At 66.1% G+C, this 22,786-nt stretch carries 23 protein-coding genes and 1 tRNA gene; 12 read left to right on the plus strand and 12 right to left on the minus strand.

Annotated features, from left to right (window positions below; all coding sequences use genetic code 11):
• Positions 1–92 precede the first annotated feature (92 nt).
• Positions 93–650 carry a helix-turn-helix domain-containing protein gene (locus G6N15_RS03765; protein WP_083087227.1) on the plus strand — a complete coding sequence of 186 codons (558 nt, stop codon included), beginning with the start codon at positions 93–95 and terminating at the stop codon, positions 648–650.
• On the plus strand, positions 637–1,869 hold the full coding sequence (locus G6N15_RS03770; RefSeq protein WP_083087226.1) for a tyrosine-type recombinase/integrase: 1,233 nt from the start codon (positions 637–639) through the stop codon (positions 1,867–1,869). The genes G6N15_RS03765 and G6N15_RS03770 overlap by 14 nt, the downstream gene beginning before the upstream one ends.
• A gap of 54 nt (positions 1,870–1,923) precedes the next feature.
• Here G6N15_RS03770 and G6N15_RS03775 read toward each other — a convergent pair.
• From G6N15_RS03775 to G6N15_RS03795, 5 genes are all read right to left on the minus strand, one after another.
• Positions 1,924–1,996: transfer RNA gene (locus tag G6N15_RS03775), tRNA-Ala, on the minus strand.
• A gap of 51 nt (positions 1,997–2,047) precedes the next feature.
• Positions 2,048–3,022: a divisome protein SepX/GlpR gene (gene sepX, locus G6N15_RS03780; protein WP_083087225.1), complete on the minus strand. Its 975-nt coding sequence runs from the start codon at positions 3,020–3,022 to the stop codon at positions 2,048–2,050.
• Between the two features lie 389 nt (positions 3,023–3,411).
• Positions 3,412–4,023, minus strand: coding sequence for a GNAT family N-acetyltransferase (locus G6N15_RS03785; RefSeq protein WP_139797795.1), 612 nt, complete (start codon positions 4,021–4,023; stop codon positions 3,412–3,414).
• Positions 4,024–4,086: 63 nt separating this feature from the next.
• Entirely contained in the window at positions 4,087–5,343 is a 1,257-nt protein-coding gene (gene glp / locus G6N15_RS03790) for a molybdotransferase-like divisome protein Glp (RefSeq protein ID WP_083087223.1), read from the minus strand.
• A 119-nt stretch (positions 5,344–5,462) separates the two neighbouring features.
• A complete protein-coding gene (locus G6N15_RS03795; protein ID WP_083087222.1) occupies positions 5,463–6,365 on the minus strand; it encodes a UTP--glucose-1-phosphate uridylyltransferase in 903 nt (300 codons plus the stop codon).
• Positions 6,366–6,439: 74 nt separating this feature from the next.
• Between G6N15_RS03795 and G6N15_RS03800 the strand changes: the two genes are divergently transcribed.
• The 3 genes from G6N15_RS03800 to G6N15_RS03810 all read left to right on the plus strand — a co-directional run bounded on the left by G6N15_RS03800 (position 6,440) and on the right by G6N15_RS03810 (position 8,135).
• Positions 6,440–7,048 (plus strand): 5-formyltetrahydrofolate cyclo-ligase, encoded by a 609-nt coding sequence (locus tag G6N15_RS03800; protein ID WP_083087221.1) that lies wholly within the window; start codon positions 6,440–6,442, stop codon positions 7,046–7,048.
• Between the two features lie 58 nt (positions 7,049–7,106).
• On the plus strand, positions 7,107–7,415 hold the full coding sequence (locus G6N15_RS03805) for an FmdB family zinc ribbon protein (RefSeq protein ID WP_083087220.1): 309 nt from the start codon (positions 7,107–7,109) through the stop codon (positions 7,413–7,415).
• A gap of 66 nt (positions 7,416–7,481) precedes the next feature.
• Positions 7,482–8,135: an SAF domain-containing protein gene (locus tag G6N15_RS03810; RefSeq protein WP_083087219.1), complete on the plus strand. Its 654-nt coding sequence runs from the start codon at positions 7,482–7,484 to the stop codon at positions 8,133–8,135.
• On the opposite strand, the gene G6N15_RS03815 is transcribed toward G6N15_RS03810, so the two are convergent.
• The 6 genes from G6N15_RS03815 to rpmF all read right to left on the minus strand — a co-directional run bounded on the left by G6N15_RS03815 (position 8,122) and on the right by rpmF (position 13,138).
• Positions 8,122–8,571 (minus strand): large conductance mechanosensitive channel protein MscL, encoded by a 450-nt coding sequence (locus G6N15_RS03815; RefSeq protein ID WP_083087218.1) that lies wholly within the window; start codon positions 8,569–8,571, stop codon positions 8,122–8,124. The genes G6N15_RS03810 and G6N15_RS03815 overlap by 14 nt on opposite strands.
• 160 nt (positions 8,572–8,731) lie before the next feature.
• Complete coding sequence (locus G6N15_RS03820; protein ID WP_083087217.1) at positions 8,732–9,274, minus strand: MogA/MoaB family molybdenum cofactor biosynthesis protein; 543 nt, start codon at positions 9,272–9,274, stop codon at positions 8,732–8,734.
• Between the two features lie 2 nt (positions 9,275–9,276).
• Entirely contained in the window at positions 9,277–10,638 is a 1,362-nt protein-coding gene (locus G6N15_RS03825) for a trypsin-like peptidase domain-containing protein (protein ID WP_083087216.1), read from the minus strand.
• 53 nt (positions 10,639–10,691) lie between these two features.
• Positions 10,692–12,209: a HAMP domain-containing sensor histidine kinase gene (locus tag G6N15_RS03830; RefSeq protein WP_083087215.1), complete on the minus strand. Its 1,518-nt coding sequence runs from the start codon at positions 12,207–12,209 to the stop codon at positions 10,692–10,694.
• Positions 12,209–12,895 (minus strand): two-component system response regulator MprA, encoded by a 687-nt coding sequence (gene mprA, locus G6N15_RS03835; RefSeq protein WP_083087252.1) that lies wholly within the window; start codon positions 12,893–12,895, stop codon positions 12,209–12,211. The genes G6N15_RS03830 and mprA overlap by 1 nt, the downstream gene beginning before the upstream one ends.
• A 69-nt stretch (positions 12,896–12,964) precedes the next feature.
• Positions 12,965–13,138, minus strand: a complete 174-nt coding sequence (gene rpmF, locus G6N15_RS03840) for a 50S ribosomal protein L32 (protein ID WP_083087214.1) — start codon at positions 13,136–13,138, stop codon at positions 12,965–12,967.
• A gap of 238 nt (positions 13,139–13,376) precedes the next feature.
• Here rpmF and G6N15_RS03845 point away from each other — a divergent pair, with 238 nt between their 5' ends.
• Genes G6N15_RS03845 through G6N15_RS03875 form a run of 7 tightly spaced genes read left to right on the plus strand, consistent with a single transcriptional unit; the run spans position 13,377 to position 22,399 of the window.
• Positions 13,377–15,074 (plus strand): acyclic terpene utilization AtuA family protein, encoded by a 1,698-nt coding sequence (locus tag G6N15_RS03845; RefSeq protein WP_083087213.1) that lies wholly within the window; start codon positions 13,377–13,379, stop codon positions 15,072–15,074.
• Entirely contained in the window at positions 15,071–16,219 is a 1,149-nt protein-coding gene (locus tag G6N15_RS03850) for an acyl-CoA dehydrogenase family protein (protein ID WP_083087212.1), read from the plus strand. The genes G6N15_RS03845 and G6N15_RS03850 overlap by 4 nt, the downstream gene beginning before the upstream one ends.
• Positions 16,216–17,811, plus strand: coding sequence for an acyl-CoA carboxylase subunit beta (locus G6N15_RS03855; protein ID WP_083087211.1), 1,596 nt, complete (start codon positions 16,216–16,218; stop codon positions 17,809–17,811). Before G6N15_RS03850 ends, G6N15_RS03855 begins: the two co-directional genes overlap by 4 nt.
• Positions 17,812–17,816: 5 nt before the next feature.
• Entirely contained in the window at positions 17,817–19,811 is a 1,995-nt protein-coding gene (locus G6N15_RS03860) for an acetyl/propionyl/methylcrotonyl-CoA carboxylase subunit alpha (RefSeq protein WP_083087251.1), read from the plus strand.
• Positions 19,808–20,974 carry an acyl-CoA dehydrogenase family protein gene (locus tag G6N15_RS03865; protein WP_083087210.1) on the plus strand — a complete coding sequence of 389 codons (1,167 nt, stop codon included), beginning with the start codon at positions 19,808–19,810 and terminating at the stop codon, positions 20,972–20,974. The genes G6N15_RS03860 and G6N15_RS03865 overlap by 4 nt, the downstream gene beginning before the upstream one ends.
• On the plus strand, positions 20,974–21,762 hold the full coding sequence (locus G6N15_RS03870) for an enoyl-CoA hydratase family protein (protein ID WP_083087209.1): 789 nt from the start codon (positions 20,974–20,976) through the stop codon (positions 21,760–21,762). The genes G6N15_RS03865 and G6N15_RS03870 overlap by 1 nt, the downstream gene beginning before the upstream one ends.
• Before the next feature lie 46 nt (positions 21,763–21,808).
• A complete protein-coding gene (locus tag G6N15_RS03875; RefSeq protein WP_083087208.1) occupies positions 21,809–22,399 on the plus strand; it encodes a DUF1707 SHOCT-like domain-containing protein in 591 nt (196 codons plus the stop codon).
• 18 nt (positions 22,400–22,417) lie between these two features.
• Here G6N15_RS03875 and G6N15_RS03880 read toward each other — a convergent pair whose 3' ends face one another.
• Positions 22,418–22,759 (minus strand): hypothetical protein, encoded by a 342-nt coding sequence (locus G6N15_RS03880; protein ID WP_083087250.1) that lies wholly within the window; start codon positions 22,757–22,759, stop codon positions 22,418–22,420.
• Positions 22,760–22,786: the final 27 nt, after the last annotated feature.

Below are 22,786 nucleotides of genomic sequence, written 5' to 3' on the forward strand. Positions count from 1 at the left end.
CGACGATTTGGTGTAGTACACCGTTTCGGTGTTGTCACAACGCTAACTACGATGGTTGCAAGTAACAAGCGAAATCAGTACAGTGCACCAATATGGCAACTCACAAACGTGAAAACGACCTGTTTTCGCAACGAGTCAAATCAGAGCGTGAGTCAAGGGGTTGGACCCAGCGACAATTCGCGGAGATGCTCGGCTGGCACTGGACGACCGCCGCCAAGGTTGAGAACGGCCAGCGCAGTGTCAGGGTCGATGAGGCAGCGATGATAGCGGACCTCTTCGGGGTGTCCCTCGATGTGCTGCTCGGGCGGAAGGCGAATCTCCGCACCGACGTGGCGTACATCCTTCGCAGTATGCAACAGGATGCAAGCAAGGCGGCACACGAGATTGGTGGCCTGCTGGACGATATCCAGGACTGGTTCATGGAACTAGAGGCCGCCCGTGGCGTCCAGGTGGTTCCGCGGAGTGACGTCACACCCGAGATGACGCGTGAACACACTATGTGGCAGCCCCTCGGCAGCGCGGTCGGAACGGTGCTGCGCGATCTTCACAGCGCACGAGACGCCCTACACGAGATCGCACGGTTCGAACCGCGGCATGACACAGGGAGACGCAGGTCCGAAAAGAGGAATCGATCGAATGACAAGTCGTAACCGCCGTGCCGGTGTAGAGGATCGCTGGCACAAGACAATCCGTGACGAACACGGCAACGAGAAGCGCGAGCCTAGCGCGAAGTACGGGCGGGGCCTGCGCTGGCAGGCCCGCTGGGTCGATGACGACGGCTGTGAGCAATCCAAGTCGTTCGACACCAAAGGCGCAGCCAAGCAATGGCTCGATTCCGAGATAACCGCCAAGGTCGCCACCGGCACGTATGTGCCGCCACGAGCCGGTGTGCTCACCGTCGCCGAGGTCTACACGTCCTGGTCCGCCTCGCAAGGCCACATCAGCGCCAAGACAGCGGCGACGCGCAAAAGTGCTTGGGGCAGCCGCGTTGAACCGCAGTGGGGTGCCGTGGCGGTTGCCGACGTGAAGACCGCAGCGGTGCGGGCGTGGGTCGCCAAACTCAAGAGCGAAGGTGTCGGTGTGCCGGGCATTGAGAACGCATTCGGTCTGCTACGTCAGGTGCTCGGCGCTGCGGTCGAGGAGGCCCGTATACCGCGTAATCCGTGCGACGGGGTGAAGCTGCCCAAACGCGAACACCCTGACCGTGGATACCTGACGCACGTTCAAGTGGTGGCGCTCGCGGCTACCGTCGAGCGGGACGGCACTGTGGTGCGGTTCCTGGCGTACACGGGTCTGCGGTGGGGTGAGATGGCCGCGCTTCGCGTGCGGGATTTCGACATGCTGCGTCGCCGGGTCAACGTATCGCGGTCGGTCACCGAGGCGGGGGGCCTGGTGTGGCGCACGCCGAAGACATGGGAGCGTCGCTCGGTGCCCTTCCCAGCCGCGCTGGCCGACGAACTGTCAGCACTCATGGTGGGCAAGTCACGCGACACGCTCGTGTTCACCGACATGCGCGGGGGTGTGCTGCGTAACTCGAACTGGCGGGCGCGGGTGTTCGCGCCAGCGGTCGCCGCGTGCCAGAAGGCCGACGAGTCGTTTCCGACGATCACCCCGAACGACCTACGCCACACCGCAGCGTCTCTGGCGATCAGCGCCGGGGCCAACGTGAAGGCGGTGCAACGGATGCTCGGGCACGCCAAGGCGTCGATGACGCTGGACGTGTACGCGGACCTGTTCGACACCGATCTAGACGCCGTGGCGGTCGAGTTGGATACGGCCATCAAAGCTGCTGCCGCGCGAGCGGATCGAGACCCGAAATCAAAGGCTGCTGCGGGCCGGTTGCGGGCCGGAACACCCGAACCTGACTAGCCCGCTAACCAAAGAGGCCCTCTCTGATGCTGCTCAGAGAGGGTTTCTGCTTTGTGGAGCTAAGGGGATTCGAACCCCTGACCTACTCGATGCGAACGAGTCGCGCTACCAACTGCGCCATAGCCCCTAGCCGCTAGCAGGCTACCAGTCACGGCGCCGGCAGCTAAAACCCGCAGCGCTACTGCCCGGCCGCTCGCGGCAGGTCGTAGTGGCGCGCGAAGGCCGCATAGTCGAGGTGCTCGAAGATCGGATCTTCGTCGTCGATCTCCAGCACCACCGCGCCCGGGCGCCGCAGCCGCGCCGGTATCACGTCGAACTCCCGGTCGTAAGTGTTTTCGACGCCGAGCCTGGACCTCGCCACCCGCTGCATCCGCCGACGCTGCAGCCGCTGCTCAATCCGGGTCTGCCGACGCAGATACGCCAAATAGAGCACCGTCACACCACCGACGCCTCCGCAGGCCCACCACGCGGTCGGCGTCACGAAGTACGCCGCCAACCCCGCGGCCAGCATGCTGACCGACATCGTCATCAGCATCCGTTTGCGGAAGCGGTATTTGCGGGCACTGACCGCGGCAAAACTTCTCGATTCGTATCGATGACGCCGCGCCGGCACCGGTGTGGCCACCGTCGACGGTTCAACCGCGATTTCGATACCTGACGTGTCGTCCACATATTCGTATTGAGCGGTGTCCTCGTCTGCCTCGTCACCGTCAATATCGTCGACGTCGGCTTCGCCGACTGCGGCATCAGCGGTCTGCTCCTCGGCGACCGACTCGGCCTCGCCTTCGTCGGCGGCACTTTCTATGGGTTGCGCCGCCGAGCCCTCGTCATCGGAGTCAGTAGCGGCGGTGACTGCAGACGCCTGCGCGACCGCCTGCGTCGCCAGTGGCACATCCTCGTTCTCGTCTTCGAGCTCGTCGTCGAGATCCGAGCTCTCCGGTGGTTGCCAATCGGGATCGCTGCGGTGCCCCGCGGCCGGCCCAGTGCGTCGGAGCAGCCGGGCACCGGCGGCGCTGTTGAGAACCCGGGTCGCCAGTGCCACATCGCTGGTGCGCCGTACCGCATCCCGCTTGCTGATCAGCATCGGAACCAGCACGAACAGCCACAGCACCACCAACGAAATCCACAGCAATGATTGCGGGACGCTTGGCATGGTGACCTGCTCCTTTCCCGGCTTGAGCGCAGCCGGCCAGGACAATTACACACCTGTAATTTGCTGATTACAAGCACCGCAAACCACAAATGTCACTTCCGTAACACGCCGAGGTACGTGGATTTGCTGCGAGAACTCCAAGGCTGTCCGCCCCGGCTCAGCGTCGCTACTTCAGGGCTAGCGCCTGGTCGACCTTGATGTCAGATGCGCTATCAAGCGGGGCTCTAAACGCCCTCAAGTAAAGAATGCGTTGCCAGCCAAGTGAATTCGCAGCCCCACGGTTCCAAGCGGTGCTGATATCACATACGCCATCTTTTTCGAGCACCATGTCATGCCACCTTGTCGGTGCAGAAGTGGCTTGCTGTGGCCACCGGAAAACGCACACAGCTCTAAGCCCAGCTCGCGTGCCCGTCCCGGACCAACGTCGAGGTCACCGTCCCGTACACGTCTTCGACGGTGAGTCCCATCAGCAAGTGGTCACGCCAGGCCCCGTCAACCTCGAGATAGCGCCGCAGCAGGCCTTCTTCCCTGAAACCGACTTTTGCCAGTACTGCGCGGCTGGCCACATTCTCCGGGCGCACGGTGGCCTCGACGCGATGCAATGTCACCGGGCCGAAGCAGTGGTCGAGTCCCAACGCCAGTGCTCCGGTAGCCACTCCCCCGCCGGTCGCTGAGCTGGACACCCAGTAGCCGATCCATGCCGACCGCAACGCCCCGTGAATGACGTTGCCGATGGTCAGCTGACCGCAGAATTCCCCACCCAGCTCGATCGCGTACGGCAGCATCCGGCCTTTGCGGGCTTCAGAACGCAGACTCGAGCACACCGCCGGCCACGACGAAATCGTATGCCGGACAGTCCAATCCGCCCCGATGCTGGGCTCCCAGGGCTCTAGATGGGCGCGGTCGGCCAGCCGGATGCGACTCCACTGGGCGGCGTCACGCATCCGCACCGGCCGCAGCCGGATGACACCCGCCGGAACCCGCAGCGGTCCGACGACCATCGGCCAGCCGGGATGGCGGGAACTGCTAGGCCAGAGAGTCACGGGAGTGCGCCGTCGTGCCGCTCAGCCACGCTGAGCCAGGAAGGCGACGTCAACGATCTCGCCGGTGCGGATCTGCTCGGCCTCACTGGGAACCATCACTAGACAGTTTGCCTCAGCCAGCGTCGCCAGCAAATGCGATGAGGCACCAGGGGCGCCGCCGAGGGCTTGGACCAGATATTCACCCGTGTCCTGATCGCGCATTAGCTGCCCGCGCAAATAACCCTTGCGCCCGCGCACGGACGTGATCGGGGAAAGGGTCCGGGCCTGCACCACCCGGCGCATCGGCTGCCGCTTGCCCAGCGACAGCCGAATCAGCGGTCGCACCATCACCTCGAAGACCACCAGCGCGCTCACCGGGTTGGCCGGCAACAGAAACGTCGGTACCCCCTCGCGGCCCAGCTGACCGAAGCCCTGAACGGATCCCGGGTGCATGGCGACGCGGGTGACCTCCATCTCGCCGAGATCGGAGAGCACCGAGCACACCGCCTCGGCGGCCGCGCCGCCCACCGCACCGGCGATCACCACGATCTCGGCGCGGTTGATCTGACCCTCGACGGCATCACGAAGTTGCTTCGGATCGCTGCTGACAATGCCAATGCGGTTCACCTCGGCGCCGGCGTCGCGGCCGGCTGCCGCCAGGGCATAGGAGTTCACGTCGTAGACCTGCCCCGGGCCTGGCGTGCGCGAGATATCGACCAGTTCGCCTCCGACCGCCATCACCGACAGCCGCGGGCGCGGGTGCACCAGCACCCGGTCGCGACCCACCGCCGCCAGCAGACCCACCTGGGCGGGGCCGATGATCGTGCCGGCTCGCACGGCGACGTCACCCGGTTGCACATCATCACCGGTTCGGCGCACATAGGCACCGGACCGCACACCGCGCAGCACCCGGACTCGAGACTGTCCGCCGTCGGTCCAATGCAATGGCAGCACCGCGTCGGCCAAAGTGGGCAGCGGCGCTCCGGTCTGCACCCGCATAGCCTGGTGGGGCTGCAGCCTTCCGGCCGTGCGGGCACCGGCTTCGATTGTGCCCATGACCGGCAGGCTCGCCTCCGCGCCCTCACCGTCAGCGTGATCGGAGTTGCCGACACCGAGCACGTCGACACTGCGTACCGCGTAGCCGTCGATCGCGGCCTGGTCGAAGCCTGGCAGTGGGCGTTCGGTCACCACTTCCTCGGCGCACATCAGGCCTTGCGCCTCCGCGATTGCGACGCGGACCGGCCTTGGGGCCACCGCTGCCGCCGACACCCGGGCTTGCTGCTCTTCCACAGAACGCACGGCGCGCCTTCCTGCCGTCAAGCTTTGAGAAGTTCACGGACCGATCCGATTGCCCGGCTTCTCCTCGCGCGCATCAGGGCCCGGTTCCGCGGCCCGCATCGTCGCCGGTGGCAGCGCCGCTAGCGCTCCGCCAGACCCAACCGCGCCACCAACCATTCCCGCAAGTCCGGGCCGTAGTCATCACGGTCCAGTGCAAAGTCAACCGCAGCCTTGAGGTAGCCGCCGGGATTTCCCAGGTCGTGTCGGGACCCGCGATGCACCACCACGTGCACCGGATGGCCTTCCTTGATCAGCAGCGCGATCGCGTCGGTGAGCTGCACCTCGCCTCCCGCGCCGCGGTCGGTGTGGCGCAGCGCGTCGAAGATGGCGCGGTCGAGCACATACCGGCCGGCAGCCGCAAACCTCGAGGGAGCCTCCTCCGGCTTGGGTTTTTCCACCATCCCGTTGACTTTGAGTACGTCCTTGTCGGCGTTGGCAACGGGCTCGACGTCGAAGACCCCGTATGCGCTGGTCTCCTCCAGCGAGACCTCGATGGCGCACAACACGCTGCCGCCATGTTCGGCCCGCACCTTCGACATCGTCTCCAGCACACCGGTGGGCAACACCAGGTCGTCGGGCAGTAGCACCGCAATCGCGTCCTCGTCGGCCGACAACACCGACTCCACACAGCTGATTGCATGGCCCAAGCCGAGCGGCTCATCCTGCACCACGGACTCGACCTCGATCAGTCGCGGCGCGCGGCGAACCTTGTCCAGCATGTCTTTCTTGCCGCGGGCCTCGAGTGTGCCCTCCAGCACCAGGTCTTCGACAAAATGCGCGACCACGCTGTCTTTGCCCTGCGACGTGATGATCACCAGGCGTTCGGCACCGGCTTCGGCCGCCTCGGCGGCCACCAGTTCGATGCCGGGGGTGTCGACTACCGGCAGCAGCTCTTTGGGCACCGTTTTGGTGGTCGGCAAGAACCGGGTGCCCAAGCCGGCCGCGGGTACGACCGCCGTGCGGGGAACGTATGCGCGCGCCATGGGTCACACGATAACCGCACTAGGCCGGCCGACCGGTGTGGCGGTACGAAAGCCGGTGCTGTCATCGTTGGGGGATGGGCACCGCCGGCAAGGCAGCGTTGCGGGAACAGCTGATGGCTGCTCGCCGATCAGTCCCCGACGACGTTCGCGCCGCCGAGGCGCGCGCGCTCAGCGAGCACCTAAAGCTGCTTGTGACCAGCGGCGGCACCGTCTGCGCATATGTGCCAGTGGGCGCAGAACCCGGGTCGATAGAGATGCTCGACGTGCTGCTGCGCCGAGTGGGCCGGGTGTTGCTGCCGGTCGTGCGTACGACGAGCGACGACACGCCGATGCCGCTGCGCTGGGGCGAGTACCGGCCCGGCCGATTGGTGGCCGGGCGGTTCGGTCTGCTCGAACCGGCCGAGCCGTGGTTGCCGGCGTCGGCGCTGGCCGACGCGAGCCTGGTGCTGGTTCCCGCACTGGCGGTCGACCGCCGCGGCGTGCGGCTGGGTCGTGGCCGCGGCTTCTACGATCGCTCGCTGGGGTGCCGGTACCCGCACGCGGATCTGGTTGCAGTGGTACGCGACGAGGAGCTGGTCGACGAGCTCCCGTGCGAACCACACGACGTGCCGATGACGCATGCCCTCACACCCGGGCGCGGGATGATCGCCCTGCACGGCGCAGGAATGACGCGGCCAATGTAGCGGTTCTAGCACTTGAGACGGTAGAGTGCTAACGAAGCTCACACACTCGGAGGTATCCGTGCCGACCTACAGCTACGCGTGCACCGAATGCGACAACCGCTTCGACATTGTGCAGGCCTTCACTGACGACGCGCTGACCACCTGCCAGCGGTGCTCCGGGCGGCTGCGCAAAATCTTCAACTCCGTCGGCGTGGTGTTCAAGGGCAGCGGCTTCTACCGCACTGACAGTCGGGAGTCGGCGAAGAGCTCGTCCAACGGGTCGGGCGAGAAGAGCTCGAGCGAAAAGAGCTCAAGCGAGAAGAGCTCAGGCGAGAAGAGCACCTCAGCGGAGAAGTCGACCGCATCCTCCAGCACCGCGGCGGCCTAGGCGGTTATCCACAAGGAGGGGCCGCGACCGGCGGCCCCGTCCTTATGCCGCGCCTAGCGTTGCGGCATGCGGGAGCCGTTGAACCCATCGCTGCTGACCCAGATCACGCAGGCGCTGCGTCCTGACTGGACCCGCACTGTCTTGGCTCGCCGCGTTGCCGCTGCCGCGCTCGTCGTGCTGGCCGGCATCGCGGCCGTGCGCTCGAACCCCGACGGTGACCGTAGGGACGTCGTGGTCGCCGCACGCGACCTCAGCCCAGGCGTCGCGTTGGCCGCCGATGACGTCCGGCTCGAAAAGCGGCTCACCGCAACCATTCCCGATGGATCGCAGGCCGAGTTGGGGGGTGTGGTCGGTTTGACACTGGCCGGGCCGACACGGCGTGGCGAGGTACTCACCGATGTCCGGTTACTCGGCAGCCGGTTAGCCGAATCGGCGGCCGGTCAGGGTGCGCGGATCGTGCCGCTGCACCCGGCGGATCCCGCGCTGATCGACCTGGTCCGCCCCGGCGACGTCGTCGACATCTTGGCGGCCTCTGACAAAGACTCGAAGGACGCTCCGCGCGTCGTGGCAACCGATGCCATCGTGGTTCTCGTGTCCCCAAAACCCAAGGTGCAGAGCGGCAATGACGATCGAGTCGTCCTCGTTGCCTTACCGGCCCGCACCGCGCACGCGGTGGCCGGCGCCGCGCTGGTTCAGACGGTGACGCTCACCCTGCACTGAGCGTTTGGCCGCCGCTCGGCGCCGGCTGTTCGCTGGCACAGTACTTGCACTTCTTGGCGGCCTCAGGGATGTCGGACATGCATTGCGCGCATGCCTTGGTCGCCGGCTCCTCGCCGAAGACCGTGACCCCGCGGCGTTTCTGAATGTGCCGATAGGGCACGACGATCACGAAGTACACGACCCCCATGAAGACGAGGAAGTAGATGATCGCGGAGATGAACGCCCCCATGTCGAGGAAGGTCGCCTTGTTGCCGGCCTTGCCTAGCTGCCAGCCCAACCCGAACGTGGCGTGCGGCTGCGCGGCTGCGACCAGCGGGTTGATCACGCTGTCGGTGAAGGCCTTGACCAGGTTCGAAAACGCCAGGGCGACCACCAGGCCGACGGCTACCGTGATCACGTCCTCGCGCATCACAAAATCCCTGAATCCCTTTAACACGCGACACCTCCCACCAGGACGAATGGCCAGGACGACGCGACGCCGCCCCGAAGAACGGTATGTCCCCACGCGCGCAATTACGCGTGTTCACCGCAATTAGTGACGCAGGCTTGACCGCGCCGTGATATCGGCGCCCGCGGAGAGGCGCTGAGAGCCGGAGCTAGATCTCCAAGCTCGAGAGTTCGCCGATGATCTGCGCCGCCAGCGGGTTGAGCGTGGCCATTCCGTCGCGCACCGCATAGCGCGAACCGGCAAGGTTGACCACCAGCGTGCTGCCCGATATCCCGGCCAGACCGCGGGACAACCCGGCGTCGACGATGCCGGCCGACAACGCCGATGCGCGGATAGCTTCGGCGATGCCGAGGATCTCCCGGTCGAGAATGTCGCGGGTGGCTTCCGGGGTGACGTCGCGAGGTGTGACACCGGTGCCTCCGACCGACACCACCAGGTCAACACCGCCGATCACCGCGGTGTTCAACGCGTTGCGGATCTCCACCTCATCGGCTGCGACGGCCACTACTCCGTCGACGACGAACCCTGCCTCGTTGAGCAATTCGGTGACGAGCGGTCCGCTGTGGTCCTCGTCGCCGTGCGCGGTGCGGTCGTCGACCACCACGACCAGTGCCCTGCCGACGATGTCCGCACGCTGTTCCATAGTTGCCACCGTATATCTGGGGTCTGACGGCGAACCGGCGACTCTCATCATCACTGTTCCGCCTTACCGAGCGTTACCTGCACGGTCCGCTTACCGCCGGGGTCCTGGTAGGTCAGGGTCACCTTGTCGCCCGGCGCCTTCGACCGAATGGCAGCGACGAGCGCATCGGCGCTGTTGATCGGACGGTCGTCGACCTTGGTGACAGTGACCCCCTTCGGTAGGCCGGCGCTGGCCGCGGCTCCGTCGGGCACCACATCGACCACCTTGGCGCCTGGCGTGTCCTTGTCGCTGGTCACCTGCACACCGAGCGAGGCATGCGTCGCGGTGCCGCTGCTGATCAGCTCATCGGCAATGCGCTTGGCCTGATCGATCGGAATGGCGAAGCCCAGCCCGATCGAGCCGCTCTGCGCGTCGGCGGAGTCAGCGCCGAGTGTCGCAATTGCCGAGTTGACGCCGATCAGATCGCCGTTCATGTTGACCAACGCGCCACCGGAGTTGCCGGGGTTGATCGCGGCGTCAGTCTGGATGGCGTCGAGCACGGTGTTCTGATTGGCCGACTCCCCGGTGGTCGACACCGGCCGGTTGAGCGCGCTGACAATGCCTGTCGTCACCGTGCCCTCTAGTCCCAGCGGCGAGCCGACCGCCACCACGGGCTGACCGACGCGCAGGTTCGCCGAGGATCCGAGCGTGATCGGTTTCAGCCCGGACATGCCCTGAACGCGAACCACGGCAATGTCACTGGTCGGGTCGCTTCCGACAACCGTGAACGGCGCGGTGCGGCCGTCAGAAAAGGTCACGGTGGTTTTCAGCGCGCCGGGCGGTGCGCCGGGCGGTCCGCCAGGCGGTGCGCCGTCGCGCGCACCCTTGGCAGCTGCGGCGACGACATGGTTGTTCGTCAGGATCGTCCCGTCGGGAGACAAAACGATGCCGGAGCCCTCCTCGGACTGCCGGCCCAGGTCCGTCTCCAGCATGACCACGCTCGGAACCACCTTGGCGGCGACCTGCTCGACCGTGCCCGCCGGCGCGTTGGCAGCGGGCACGCTGGGAGCGGCGCCGCCCCCGATCCCGCCGGCTGCGCTGCCTGCCGGCTGCCGGCCCTGCTCGACAACCGACGCAACTCCGCCGCCGATGCCAGCCGACACCACCGCGATCGCCAGCGCACCAACCGCCAACAGCCCTGCGCGAGAACGTTTTTGGCCCACACCACCGTACGCCGGTGGCGGCGCACCGACTGCGGGGCCTTGCCCAGCACCGCCAAACGGCCCGTACGGCTGCCGGTAGCCAGGTTGCTGCGGGTAGCGCCAGTCGTACTGCTGGCCTTGGCCGGCATAACCGGGCGCCGTCGGCTGGTTGGGCGTCGGACGGTATCCCGGCTGCTGCGGCGGTGGCGAATACCTCGGGTGATTCGTCATGTCGCTGGGTTGCTCTTTCTTGGAGGTGGCGTCGTACTCAACAGTAGCCGCAACTACCTTGCCCGCGTGGACTGAGAATCCACTGAGACAACGTTCGCGGAACCTGGAGAGTTTTCCGAGTTTGCGGTGTGGGCAGCATCGGCCGCAGGTGCCGAATAGGTGGCACCGGGTATCGGACGCCCGGGAAGCAACACGAACATGGAGGTGCCCGGGGGCTGAGCGCCTGGCACGGTGTCTTCCACGCGTAGTGCGCCACCGTGTTTAAGCACCACTTGCTTGACGATTGCCAGCCCCAGACCGGAACCGGGCATCGACCGTGCCGATGCCGAGCGGAAGAACCGCTCGAACACCAGATTGCGCTCATGTGCCGGGATGCCCGGGCCGTTGTCGGACACCACGAGCTCGGCGTAGGCGGAGTCGAGCTGTCGCATCTTCACGCCGACCCGCCCACCGGGCGGACTCCATTTGGCCGCGTTATCCAACAGATTCAGCACCGCGCGCGACAAACCACCGGAATCGCCGTACACCTGCCACGGAATTACCTCGACGTCGAATTGGATGTCGTTGCGGCGCCGACGGACTCGCTCCAGGCAGCGATCGATAACCTCGGACATGTCGACCGGCTCGTGCACGACTTCGCCCGCATCGTATCGGGTGAGGTCTACCAAATCCCCTACCAGGGTTGATAATTCCTCGATCTGGGCCAGCACATCGGCACGCAGATCGACCATTTCCTGCTCCGGCAGCGGCGGTGCTCCGGGTTCCATCGAGGCCATCAACAGCTCGACGTTTGTGCGCAGCGACGTCAGTGGGGTGCGCAGTTCATGCCCGGCGTCGGTGACAAGGCGCGCCTGCCGTTCTCGGGACTCGGCCAGTGCTCGCAACATCAAGTTGAATGCTTCTGTGAGCCTTGCCAATTCGTCGCTGCCGAACACCGGGATGGGCCGTAGGTCGTCGGTACGGGCCACCCGCTCGGCCGCTTCGGTCAGCCGGGCCACCGGGCGCAGCCCGGCCCGAGTGACCATCGCTCCGGCAACCGCGGCAACCGCAACACCGAGACCGCCGACGAGCAGCAGCACCCACCGCAGTTTCGTCATCACCGCGTCGGTCGGCGCCAGGCTCTTGGAGATCAGCAGCGAACTGCCGTTGGGCAGATGGATCGCCAACACCCGCTGGTCGCCAGCCGTGCGCCGCGACATGAACAAATCACCGCGGATCACCGCCTTCTCCGGCCCTCCGACAGGGAGCGTCTGGCCCTCCTGGTGCGCGGTGTACACCGACCGACCCGGGTTCACCAGCATCGCATTGACATCCGAATAAGCTGTGCCCTCAATGGCTTTCGCCGGATCAGCCGCAAGTGATCCACTGGCGATCAGCATCTGCGCCCGGCTTTGCAGCTGGTTGTCGATCTCCTTGTAAGCCGCCGCCGAAATCACCGCGTACACAGCGGCTGCCATCAACACGACCACCATCGCCACCATCGACATCGCCAAAAGCATCACCCGCCACCGCAACGACAACGAGGTGGTGGCTCGCAGCGGAGCTCGGCGCCGGCGGCGGAACAGGGACATCAGGGTGGCGTTTCGCGCAGCACGTAGCCCACGCCGCGCACGGTGTGGATCAGCCGCGGCTCTCCCTCGGCTTCGGTCTTGCGACGCAAATACCCGACGTAGACTTCCAACGCGTTACCCGAGGTCGGGAAGTCGAATCCCCACACCTCCTCGAGAATGCGGCTGCGGGTCAACACTCGTCGCGGATTGGCGATCAGCATCTCCAGCAGCGCGAATTCGGTACGGGTCAAACTGATCTGACGTTGCCCGCGCGTGACTTCGCGAGTCACCGGATCCAGCGTCAGGTCAGAAAACGTCATCGCCACCGACTCGGCTGCGTCGTCAGGCTTGGTGCGGCGCAACAAAGCCCGCATCCGGGCCAACAGTTCTTCGAGCGCGAACGGCTTGGGCAGATAGTCGTCTGCGCCGGCGTCGAGGCCGGCCACCCGCTCGGAGATCGCGTCTCGCGCGGTCAGCACCAGTATCGGCAGATCGTCGCCGGTACTACGGAGCTGGCGGCACACTTCCAAGCCATCCAGCCGCGGCATCATCACGTCCAGCACCAGTGCGTCGGGGCGGTCACTGGCGATCATGTCGAGCGCTTCGACACCGTCGGAAGCCAGCGCCACCGAGTAGCCGTTGAACGAAAGCGACCGGCGCAGCGACTCGCGCACGGCGCGATCGTCATCGACCACAAGGATTCGCACGGCCACCAGTGTCATCCAATCGCCTGAGAGCGACCTGAGAAGCGCGCGGCGGGTGGGACCCGCGGTGGGCTAGCGACGGTCGAAATCGATGAGACCGAGGCGAGCGGCCTTGAGCAGCCGGCGCGGCACCTTGTGCTGCCGGCCGGCCACGGTGACGGTGACAAGTTCGGGGCGGGCAGCCTTCCAGTTCGCGCGCCGACTGCGGGTGTTCGCGCGCGACATCCTGCGCTTGGGCACAGCCATGATCGGGCCTTACTCCTCAAATGCTGGGGTATCGCCATGAAAACGGCTCTTCGGCAGATGGCGATATTTGCGGTCCACGATAGTCGCTGTCCTGGTGAGCGCCAAAACTGCCCCGCCGGCGACGCCGCCTGCCCGAAAGGAGCATCCTTGACGTGGCACCCGCGGTACCCGCTAACCTACCGGTTGGTTGGTGCGTCTGGCGGCCGGCCCGGCGGAGCGATGAGGAGGAGCGGCGCCAATGAGCCCTGCGGTCCGAATCGGGAACTGTTCGGGTTTCTACGGTGACCGGCTCTCCGCGATGCGCGAGATGCTCACCGACGGCGAGCTCGACTACGTCACCGGTGACTACCTGGCTGAGCTGACCATGTTGATTCTCGGCCGGGACAAGATGAAGCACCCCGAGCGCGGCTACGCCAAGACGTTTTTGGCCCAGCTGGAGGAATGCCTCGGGCTGGCCCACGATCGCGGGGTGCGCATTGTCGCCAACGCCGGCGGCCTGAATCCGGCCGGCCTGGCCGATGCGGCGCGCGGGCTGGCCAAGCATCTGGGTCTATCCGTGCAGGTGGCGCATGTCGAAGGCGACGACCTGCTGCCCCGCGCCGACGAGCTCGGGCTGGGCACCCCGCTGACCGCCAACGCCTACCTGGGCGCATGGGGCATTGTCGACTGCCTCAATTCCGGCGCCGACGTCGTCGTCACCGGGCGGGTGACCGACGCCTCAGTGATCGTCGGGCCGGCGGCCGCGCACTTCGGGTGGGGCCGCACCGACTACGACCAGCTGGCCGGCGCGGTGGTGGCCGGTCACGTCATCGAATGCGGTGTTCAGGCCAGCGGCGGCAACTATGCGTTCTTCACCGAGATCCCCGATCTGACCTACGCCGGGTTCCCGCTGGCCGAAATCCACGCCGACGGCTCGTCGGTGATCACCAAGCATCCCGGCACGGGCGGCCAGGTCAGCGTCGACACCGTCACCGCGCAGCTGCTCTACGAGATCACCGGCGCCCGCTACGCCAACCCCGACGTCACTGCGCGGATGGACAGCATCGAGCTGTCCGCCGACGGCCCGGACCGGGTGCGGATCAGCGGCGTGGTCGGCGAGCCGCCGCCGCCGACGCTGAAGGTGTCGCTGAACAGCATCGGCGGGTTCCGCAACTCGATGACGTTCGTGCTGACCGGATTGGACATCGAAGCCAAAGCCGAGCTGGTGCGACGGCAGCTGGAATCCAGCCTGACCGTCAAACCCGCCGAACTCGAGTGGACCCTGGCCCGCACCGACCATGTCGACGCCGACACCGAAGAGGCAGCCAGCGCGCTGCTGCACTGCGTGGTCCGTGATCCCGACCCGGCGAACGTTGGCCGCCAATTCTCTTCTGCGGCAGTCGAGCTCGCGCTGGCCAGTTACCCGGGCTTCACGGTCACCGCCCCGCCCGGCGACGGACAGGTCTACGGCGTGTTCACTGCCGGCTACGTTGACGCTGCCAAAGTAGCCCACGTCGCCGTCCATGCCGACGGGGCCGGGACTTACATCCCTTGCGCCACCGAGACTTTGGAACTGGCGCCGGCCGATGAGCCGCCGCTGCCCGAGCCGCTGCCGGCCGGGCCGAGCCGGCGGCTACCACTGGGCGTGATTGCCGGCGCCCGCAGCGGCGACAAGGGCGGGTCGGCCAACGTCGGAGTATGGGTGCGCACCGACGAGCAGTGGCGCTGGCTGGCCAACACGCTGACTGTCGAGAAGCTGTGCGAATTGCTGCCCGAGACTGCTGACCTGCCGGTCACCCGGCATGTGTTGCCCAATCTGCGCGCGGTGAACTTCGTCATCGACGAGATCCTGGGCCAGGGCGTGGCGTATCAGGCGCGATTCGACCCACAGGCCAAGGGGTTGGGCGAATGGCTGCGAAGCCGCCACGTCGACATTCCGGAAAGGCTGCTGCCGTGAGCATTTGGACCACATCGGAACGCGACCAGCTGCGCAAGACGGTCCGCTCGTTCGCCGAACGGGAGATCCTCCCGCACGTCGGGGAGTGGGAGCGCATCGGTGAGCTGCCGCGCGAGCTGCACCGGCGCGCCGGCGCTGCTGGTCTGCTCGGCGCGGGCTTCCCCGAGACGGTCGGCGGTGGAGGCGGCGACGGCGCCGACTCGGTGATCATTTGCGAGGAACTGCACGAGGCCGGCGTGCCCGGCGGGGTGTTCGCGTCGCTGTTCACCTGCGGGATCGCGGTGCCGCACATGGCGGCCTCCGGTGATCAGCGGCTCATCGAGGAGTTCGTGCGCCCGACGCTGGCCGGCGAGAAGATCGGCGCGCTGGCCATCACCGAGCCGGGCGGCGGCTCGGACGTCGGACATCTGCGTACCACCGCCGTCCGGGATGGCGACCACTACGTGGTCAACGGCGCGAAAACCTACATCACCTCCGGGGTGCGCGCCGACTACGTCGTCACCGCGGTGCGCACCGGTGGCCCCGGCGCCGCCGGTGTGTCGCTGTTGGTGGTCGAGAAGGGCACGCCAGGGTTCGAGGTCACCCGCAAGCTGGACAAGATGGGTTGGCGCTCCTCGGATACCGCGGAGTTGTCATACACCGAGGCGCGAGTGCCGGCAGCGAATTTGGTCGGCGCCGAAAACAGCGGCTTTGCCCAGATCGCGCAGGCGTTCGTTGCTGAACGCATCGGGCTTGCCGCGCAAGCGTATTCGAGTGCGCAGCGCTGCCTGGACATCACAGCGCAGTGGTGCCGCGACCGGGAGACGTTCGGCCGGCCGCTGATCTCGCGGCAGGCCGTGCAGAACACGCTCGCCGAGATGGCCCGGCGAATCGACGTCGCCCGCGTCTATGCGCACAACGTCGTGGAGCGCCAACTTTCGGGCGAAACGAACCTGATCGCGCAAGTGTGTTTCGCCAAGAACACCGCGGTGGAAGCCGGCGAATGGGTTGCCCACCAAGCGGTTCAGCTATTCGGCGGCATGGGCTACATGGCCGAATCGGAAGTCGAACGCCAATATCGCGACATGCGGATCATCGGTATCGGCGGTGGCACAACGGAAATCCTGACCGCGCTGGCCGCCAAGACGCTTGGATACAGATCATGAGCGTCTTGCAGTCGGTGCTTGACCCCACCTCCGCCGCGTACGCTGAGGCGGCGTCTGCGTTGACCACCAAGCTTGACGAGATCGACGGCGAGCTGGCCAAGGCGCTCGCCGGTGGCGGACCGAAGTATGTTGAGCGCCATCATGCCCGCGGCAAGCTGACTGCCCGGGAACGCATCGAGTTGCTCGTCGACGCGGACTCGCCGTTCCTCGAGTTGAGCCCGCTGGCGGCGTACGGCACCGCGTTCACGGTCGGCGCCAGCGTGGTCGCGGGCATCGGCGCGGTGTCGGGTGTGGAGTGCTTGATCGTCGCCAACGATCCAACCGTCAAGGGCGGCACCAGTAACCCGTGGACGCTGCGAAAGATCCTGCGGACCAATCAGATCGCCTTCGAAAACCGTCTTCCGGTGATTTCCCTGGTGGAGTCCGGCGGCGCGGACTTGCCCACCCAGAAGGAAATATTCATCCCCGGCGGCCGGATGTTCCGCGACCTGACCCGCCTCTCGGCTGCCGGAATCCCCACGATTGCGTTGGTGTTCGGCAACTCCACTGCGGGCGGAGCGTACATCCCTGGCATGTCCGATCACGTGGTGATGATCAAAGAACGCTCGAAGGTGTTTCTGGCCGGCCCGCCCCTGGTGAAGATGGCCACCGGGGAGGAATCCGACGACGAATCGTTGGGCGGCGCCGAAATGCACGCCCGCATCTCGGGGTTGGCCGACTACTTCGCCGTCGACGAACTCGACGCGATCCGCATCGGCCGCCGCATCGTGGCGCGGCTGAACTGGAGGAAACTCGGCCCCCCACCCGGCCCGGTGGCCGAGCCGCTGTACGACGCCGAAGAGCTGATCGGCATCGTTCCCTCCGATCTGCGCATCCCCTTCGACCCTCGCGAAGTGATCGCCCGGATCGTCGACGGCTCCGAATTCGACGAGTTCAAGCCGCTGTACGGCTCGTCGCTGGTCACCGGCTGGGCACGGCTGCACGGCTATCCGCTGGGCATTTTGGCCAACGCTCGCGGGGTGTTGTTCAGCGAGGAATCGCAAAAAGCCACCCAGTTCATCCAGCTGGCCAACCGCTCCAACACGCCATTGTTGTTCTTGCACAACACGACCGGCTACATGGTCGGCAAGGAGTACGAAGAGGGCGGGATGATCAAGCACGGATCGATGATGATCAACGCCGTCTCGAATTCCACGGTGCCGCACATTTCGCTGCTGATTGGCGCGTCCTACGGCGCAGGCCATTACGGCATGTGCGGGCGCGCCTATGACCCACGGTTCTTGTTCGCCTGGCCGTCCGCCAAGTCGGCGGTGATGGGCGGCGCCCAACTGGCAGGAGTGCTGTCTATCGTCAGCCGAGCCGCCGCTGAAGCCCGCGGGCAGCAAGTCGACGAAGAGGCCGACGCCGCGATGCGGGCGGCTGTCGAGGGCCAGATCGAAGCGGAGTCGCTTCCTTTGGTCCTGTCCGGGATGCTCTACGACGACGGCGTCATCGACCCGCGCGACACCCGAACGGTGCTGGGAATGTGCTTGTCCGCCATCGCCAACGCCCCAATCCAGGGCACCTCGAACTTCGGCGTCTTCCGGATGTGATGGCGATGGGAATCACTCGAGTTTTGGTGGCCAACCGCGGCGAGATCGCCCGCCGGGTGTTTGCGACCTGCCGGCGGCTCGGCCTGAGCACCGTCGCCGTCTACACCGAACCAGACGCGGCGGCCCGTCACGTCGCCGAAGCCGATCTGCGCGTGCGGCTTCCGCAGGTCAGCGACTACCTCAACATCGAAGCGCTGATCAACGCCGCCCGCGCCGCCGGCGCCGACGCCGTGCATCCTGGCTACGGATTCCTCTCCGAGAACGCCGATTTCGCGGCAGCAGTGCTCGACGCGGGCCTGACCTGGGTCGGGCCGCCGGTGGCAGCGGTGCGAGCGATGGGCTCGAAGATCGAAGCCAAGAAGCTGATGGCCGCCGCGGGAGTGCCGGTGCTGGCTGAACTCGACCCCGCCGCCGTCACGGAGGAACAGTTGCCGGTGTTGGTCAAGGCCTCGGCGGGTGGCGGCGGCCGCGGGATGCGCGTCGTGCACGACTTGTCGGCTCTGCCACGCGAAGTGGCCGCGGCCCAGCGCGAAGCGCAATCCGCGTTCGGCGATCCGACGGTGTTCTGCGAGCGCTACCTGCCTACCGGGCACCATGTCGAGGTCCAGGTGCTCGCCGACACCCACGGCACGGTATGGGCGGTCGGAGAACGAGAATGCTCCATCCAGCGCCGGCACCAGAAGATCATCGAAGAGGCCCCGTCCCCGTTGGTCGAGCGCACCCCAGGGATGCGGGCCAAGCTGTTCGACGCCGCCCGGCTGGCCGCCGCCGCGATCGGCTACAGCGGCGCCGGGACGGTGGAGTTCCTCGCCGACGACGACGGCGAGTTCTACTTCTTGGAGATGAACACCCGCCTGCAGGTCGAACATCCCGTCACCGAGGAGACGACAGGAGTCGATCTCGTCGAACTACAGCTGGCGGTGGCGGACGGCGCCCGGCTGGATCCGGATCCCCCTGCGTCGCAAGGTTATTCGATCGAGGCACGTCTCTACGCGGAAGATCCGGGACGGGGCTGGCAGCCGCAGGCCGGTCTTGTGCACACGATCGACGTGCCCGGTGTGCGGGCGCAGTTCGACAGCCTCGGCCGGCGCATTGGGATCAGGCTGGACTCGGGCATTGTCGACGGGTCGACCGTGTCCATCCACTACGACCCGATGCTGGCCAAAGTCATCTCCTACGCCCCGACCCGCCAGCAGTCGGCGAGGGTGCTGGCCGACGCAGTGGCCCGCGCCCGCTTGCACGGGGTACGCACCAACCGCGATCTGCTGGTCAACGTGCTGCGGCATCCGGCTTTTCTCGACGGAGCCACGGACACCGCATTTTTCGACACCCACGGGCTGGCCGAGCTGGCCGCAGCGCTGTGCGACGCAGCGGCAGTGCGGTTGTCCGCGATCGCGGCGGCGCTTGCCGACGCCGCGCGCAACCGCGCGACCGCCGTCGTGTTCGGGTCGGTCCCCAGCGGCTGGCGCAACCTGGCGTCGGGCTATCAGGTCAAAAACTTCCGCGACGACAGCGGCGACGAGTATCGCATCCAATACCGCTTCACGCGAAACGGTTTGGAACTGCCCGACGACGAAGCGGTGCACCTGGTGTCCCATACCGCCGACGAGGTCGTCTTAGCCGACGGTGACGGCGTGGCCTGCCGATTCAACGTCGCCCGATACGGCGACGACATCTACGTCGACTCACCGCACGGCTCCGTACGCCTAGTGGCACTGCCGCGCTTTCCAGAGCCGGGATCGGCGGTCGAACAAGGGTCGCTAGTAGCGCCGATGCCGGGCAACGTCATTCGGGTCGGCGCCCAAGTCGGTGACACCGTCACCGCCGGCCAACCACTGGTCTGGCTGGAAGCGATGAAGATGGAGCACACGATTACCGCACCGACCGACGGTGTGCTGGCACAACTCGACGTCAGCCCCGGCCAACAAGTCGAGGTCGGTGCCATCTTGGCCCGCGTCGACGCCTCCCAGACCTTTGCAGAAGGAGACGGACAATCATGACCGATACCAGTTTCATCGAAAACGAGGAACGCCAGGCGCTGCGCAAAGCGGTCGCTGCGCTGGTGTCCAACTACGGGCCCGGCTACTACCTGGAAAAGGCGCGCGCGCATCAGCACACCGACGAATTGTGGAACGAGGCAGGCAAACTCGGTTTCCTCGGGGTGAACCTTCCCGAACGGTACGGCGGCGGCGGAGCAGGGATGTACGAGCTGTCGCTGGTGATGGAAGAAATGTCGGCGGCCGGCTGCGGGCTGTTGATGATGGTGGTGTCACCAGCCATTAACGGCACCATCATCTCCAAGTTCGGCACCGATGAGCAGAGACAACGCTGGCTGCCCGGTATCGCCGACGGGTCGATCACCATGGCGTTCGCCATCACCGAACCCGACGCCGGCTCCAACTCGCACCGGATCACCACCACCGCCCGCCGCGACGGCAGTGACTGGATTCTTTCCGGCCAAAAGGTTTTCATCTCCGGCGTCGACCAAGCACAGGCGGTGCTGGTGGTGGGCCGCACCGAAGAGGCCAAAACCGGCCAGCTCAAGCCCGCGCTGTTCGTGGTGCCCACTGATGCTCCCGGCTTCACCTACACCCCAATAGAAATGGAGCTGATCAGTCCCGAACGCCAGTTCCAGGTCTTCATCGACGATGTGCGGCTTCCTTCGGACGCGCTCGTCGGATCCGAAGACGCCGCGATCGCGCAACTGTTCGCCGGACTGAACCCCGAGCGGATCATGGGCGCGGCCAGCGCGGTCGGCATGGGACGATTCGCCCTCAACAAGGCCACCGACTACGTCAAGACGCGCAAAGTGTGGGGCACCCCGATCGGTGCACACCAAGGGCTCTCGCATCCGTTGGCGCAGAATTACGTTGAGATCGAACTCGCCAAACTGATGATGCAGAAGGCGGCGACACTCTACGACTCCGGCGACGACATGGGCGCCGCCGAGGCGGCCAACATGGCGAAATACGCCGCGGGCGAGGCGTCTGCGCGTGCCGTCGACCAAGCGGTGCAGTCGTTGGGCGGAAACGGGCTGACCAAGGAATACGGGATCGCGGCGGCGTTGACGGCGTCGCGGCTGTCGAGGATCGCGCCGGTGAGCCGCGAAATGGTGCTCAACTTCATCGCGCAGACATCGCTGGGTCTGCCGCGCTCCTACTGATGGACACACTCGTTCGGTATGCCGTCGACGGACATGTTGCGCGGCTGACGCTCGACTCACCGCATAACCGCAACGCGCTTTCCAGCACACTGGTCAGCCAACTGCACCACGGGCTGCGCGACGCGGCCGCCGATCCGCGGGTGCGCGTGGTGGTGCTCGGCCACACTAGCGGCACCTTCTGCGCGGGCGCGGATCTATCGGAAGCCAGCGGGGGCGACCCGTTCGAGATGGCCGCCGAGCGCGCCCGGGAATTGGCGGCGCTGCTGCGCGCGATCGTCGACTTGCCGCTGCCGGTGATCGGCGCCATCACCGGCCACGTCCGCGCCGGGGGGTTCGGCTTGGTCGGTGCCTGCGATATCGCAGTGGCCGGCCCGCACAGCAGCTTCGCCCTGACCGAAGCACGCATCGGAGTGGCACCGGCCATCATTTCGCTCACCCTGCTGCCGAAGATGTCCGCCCGGGCGGCAGCGCGTTACTACCTGACCGGGGAGAAATTCGACGCGGACGAAGCGGCGGCTATCGGGTTGATCACCATGGCAGCTGACGACGTCGACGCCGCGGTGGCAGCGCTTGTTGCGGAAGTGGGACGCGGGTCACCGCAGGGATTGGCGGCATCGAAAGCACTGACCACCGCCGCGGTGCTGGAGGGATTTGACCGCGACGCCGAGCGGCTCAGCGTCGAGTCGGCGCGGTTGTTCGTCACCGACGAAGCTCGCGAGGGAATGATGGCCTTCCTGCAGAAACGCCCGCCGCGATGGGTCGCTCTAAGTGCTGGCGACGCAGTTTAGCTAAGTCGCCTTGCGGCCGAAGTTCTTCGACGTAGGCTCAGCAGTGATGAGCAAAGAAGCCCAGCGCGACGTGCGGGACGAGTCGCGCGCTGCAGATACCGATCGCATACAGGTAGCACAGTTGCTTACCGATGCCGCGGCGCAGGGCCGGCTGCAGCTCAGCGAGTACGAGGACCGGCTTACCAAGGCCTATGCGGCGACCACGTACCAAGAACTGGATCGGCTCCGAGCGGACCTGCCCGATGCGTCCGTGGTCCCTCACCGCGGTGCTGCGTGCAAACCAGCGCCGTCCACACTGCTGCTGGCCATCATGGGCGCGTTCGAACGCCGCGGCCGATGGCCCGTGCCGAAGAAACTCACCACGTTCGCGTTGTGGGGCGGCGGTGTCATCGACCTGCGGTATGCCGACTTCACCTCCACCGAAGTCGACATCCACGCATATTCGATCATGGGCGGCCAGACCATCTTGCTGCCGCCCGAAGTCAACGTCGAGATTCGCGGCCACGGCGTGATGGGCGGCTTCGAACACGACGTCAACAGCGAAGGCACACCGGGTGCTCCGAAAGTGACCATTCGCGGCTTCTCGCTGTGGGGCGGCGTCGGCATCAAGCGGAAGAACCGCAAAGCCCGCAGCTGATCGGCCACCCCTGGGTCGTCAGTGCAAAACGACATCCCTGGCCACAACGAAGACAATTCCGAAGGCCACCAACCCAGCCAAGGGCCAACCGACGACAACCTTGCCGCGAAACGACTGGACAATCATGACGACCAGTGTCGACAGCAAGACGATGGGAACCCCAAGCCATACGGTGAGCATTGCGGGCCAGACGTGGTGGCTGGCGTCGCACCCCGTGTCAGAACACGCATCTGTGGCCATGCGGAACAACGAGGAGAACTTGACCTCGTACATCCCCACTGGAGGAAGGCCCGCGTACAGGACATAGCCGATGATGTTCCAGACCAATAGCTCAACTGTGCGCGCTGATGGTCGCCTCATCGCGCGCACATATGACATGAGAATTCT

The organism is Mycobacterium noviomagense (assembly GCF_010731635.1).
Lineage (GTDB): Bacteria > Actinomycetota > Actinomycetes > Mycobacteriales > Mycobacteriaceae > Mycobacterium > Mycobacterium noviomagense.

Coding starts and splice junctions, on each gene's coding strand:
- G6N15_RS03765 (WP_083087227.1), top strand. CDS start 93: ATGGCAACTCACAAACGTGAAAACGACCTGTTTTCGCAACGAGTCAAA.
- G6N15_RS03770 (WP_083087226.1), top strand. CDS start 637: ATGACAAGTCGTAACCGCCGTGCCGGTGTAGAGGATCGCTGGCACAAG.
- sepX (WP_083087225.1), bottom strand. CDS start 3,022: ATGCCAAGCGTCCCGCAATCATTGCTGTGGATTTCGTTGGTGGTGCTG.
- G6N15_RS03785 (WP_139797795.1), bottom strand. CDS start 4,023: ATGGTCGTCGGACCGCTGCGGGTTCCGGCGGGTGTCATCCGGCTGCGG.
- G6N15_RS03795 (WP_083087222.1), bottom strand. CDS start 6,365: ATGGCGCGCGCATACGTTCCCCGCACGGCGGTCGTACCCGCGGCCGGC.
- G6N15_RS03800 (WP_083087221.1), top strand. CDS start 6,440: ATGGGCACCGCCGGCAAGGCAGCGTTGCGGGAACAGCTGATGGCTGCT.
- G6N15_RS03810 (WP_083087219.1), top strand. CDS start 7,482: ATGCGGGAGCCGTTGAACCCATCGCTGCTGACCCAGATCACGCAGGCG.
- G6N15_RS03820 (WP_083087217.1), bottom strand. CDS start 9,274: ATGAGAGTCGCCGGTTCGCCGTCAGACCCCAGATATACGGTGGCAACT.
- G6N15_RS03825 (WP_083087216.1), bottom strand. CDS start 10,638: ATGACGAATCACCCGAGGTATTCGCCACCGCCGCAGCAGCCGGGATAC.
- G6N15_RS03830 (WP_083087215.1), bottom strand. CDS start 12,209: ATGTCCCTGTTCCGCCGCCGGCGCCGAGCTCCGCTGCGAGCCACCACC.
- rpmF (WP_083087214.1), bottom strand. CDS start 13,138: ATGGCTGTGCCCAAGCGCAGGATGTCGCGCGCGAACACCCGCAGTCGG.
- G6N15_RS03845 (WP_083087213.1), top strand. CDS start 13,377: ATGAGCCCTGCGGTCCGAATCGGGAACTGTTCGGGTTTCTACGGTGAC.
- G6N15_RS03855 (WP_083087211.1), top strand. CDS start 16,216: ATGAGCGTCTTGCAGTCGGTGCTTGACCCCACCTCCGCCGCGTACGCT.
- G6N15_RS03860 (WP_083087251.1), top strand. CDS start 17,817: ATGGGAATCACTCGAGTTTTGGTGGCCAACCGCGGCGAGATCGCCCGC.
- G6N15_RS03865 (WP_083087210.1), top strand. CDS start 19,808: ATGACCGATACCAGTTTCATCGAAAACGAGGAACGCCAGGCGCTGCGC.
- G6N15_RS03870 (WP_083087209.1), top strand. CDS start 20,974: ATGGACACACTCGTTCGGTATGCCGTCGACGGACATGTTGCGCGGCTG.
- G6N15_RS03875 (WP_083087208.1), top strand. CDS start 21,809: ATGAGCAAAGAAGCCCAGCGCGACGTGCGGGACGAGTCGCGCGCTGCA.
- G6N15_RS03880 (WP_083087250.1), bottom strand. CDS start 22,759: ATGAGGCGACCATCAGCGCGCACAGTTGAGCTATTGGTCTGGAACATC.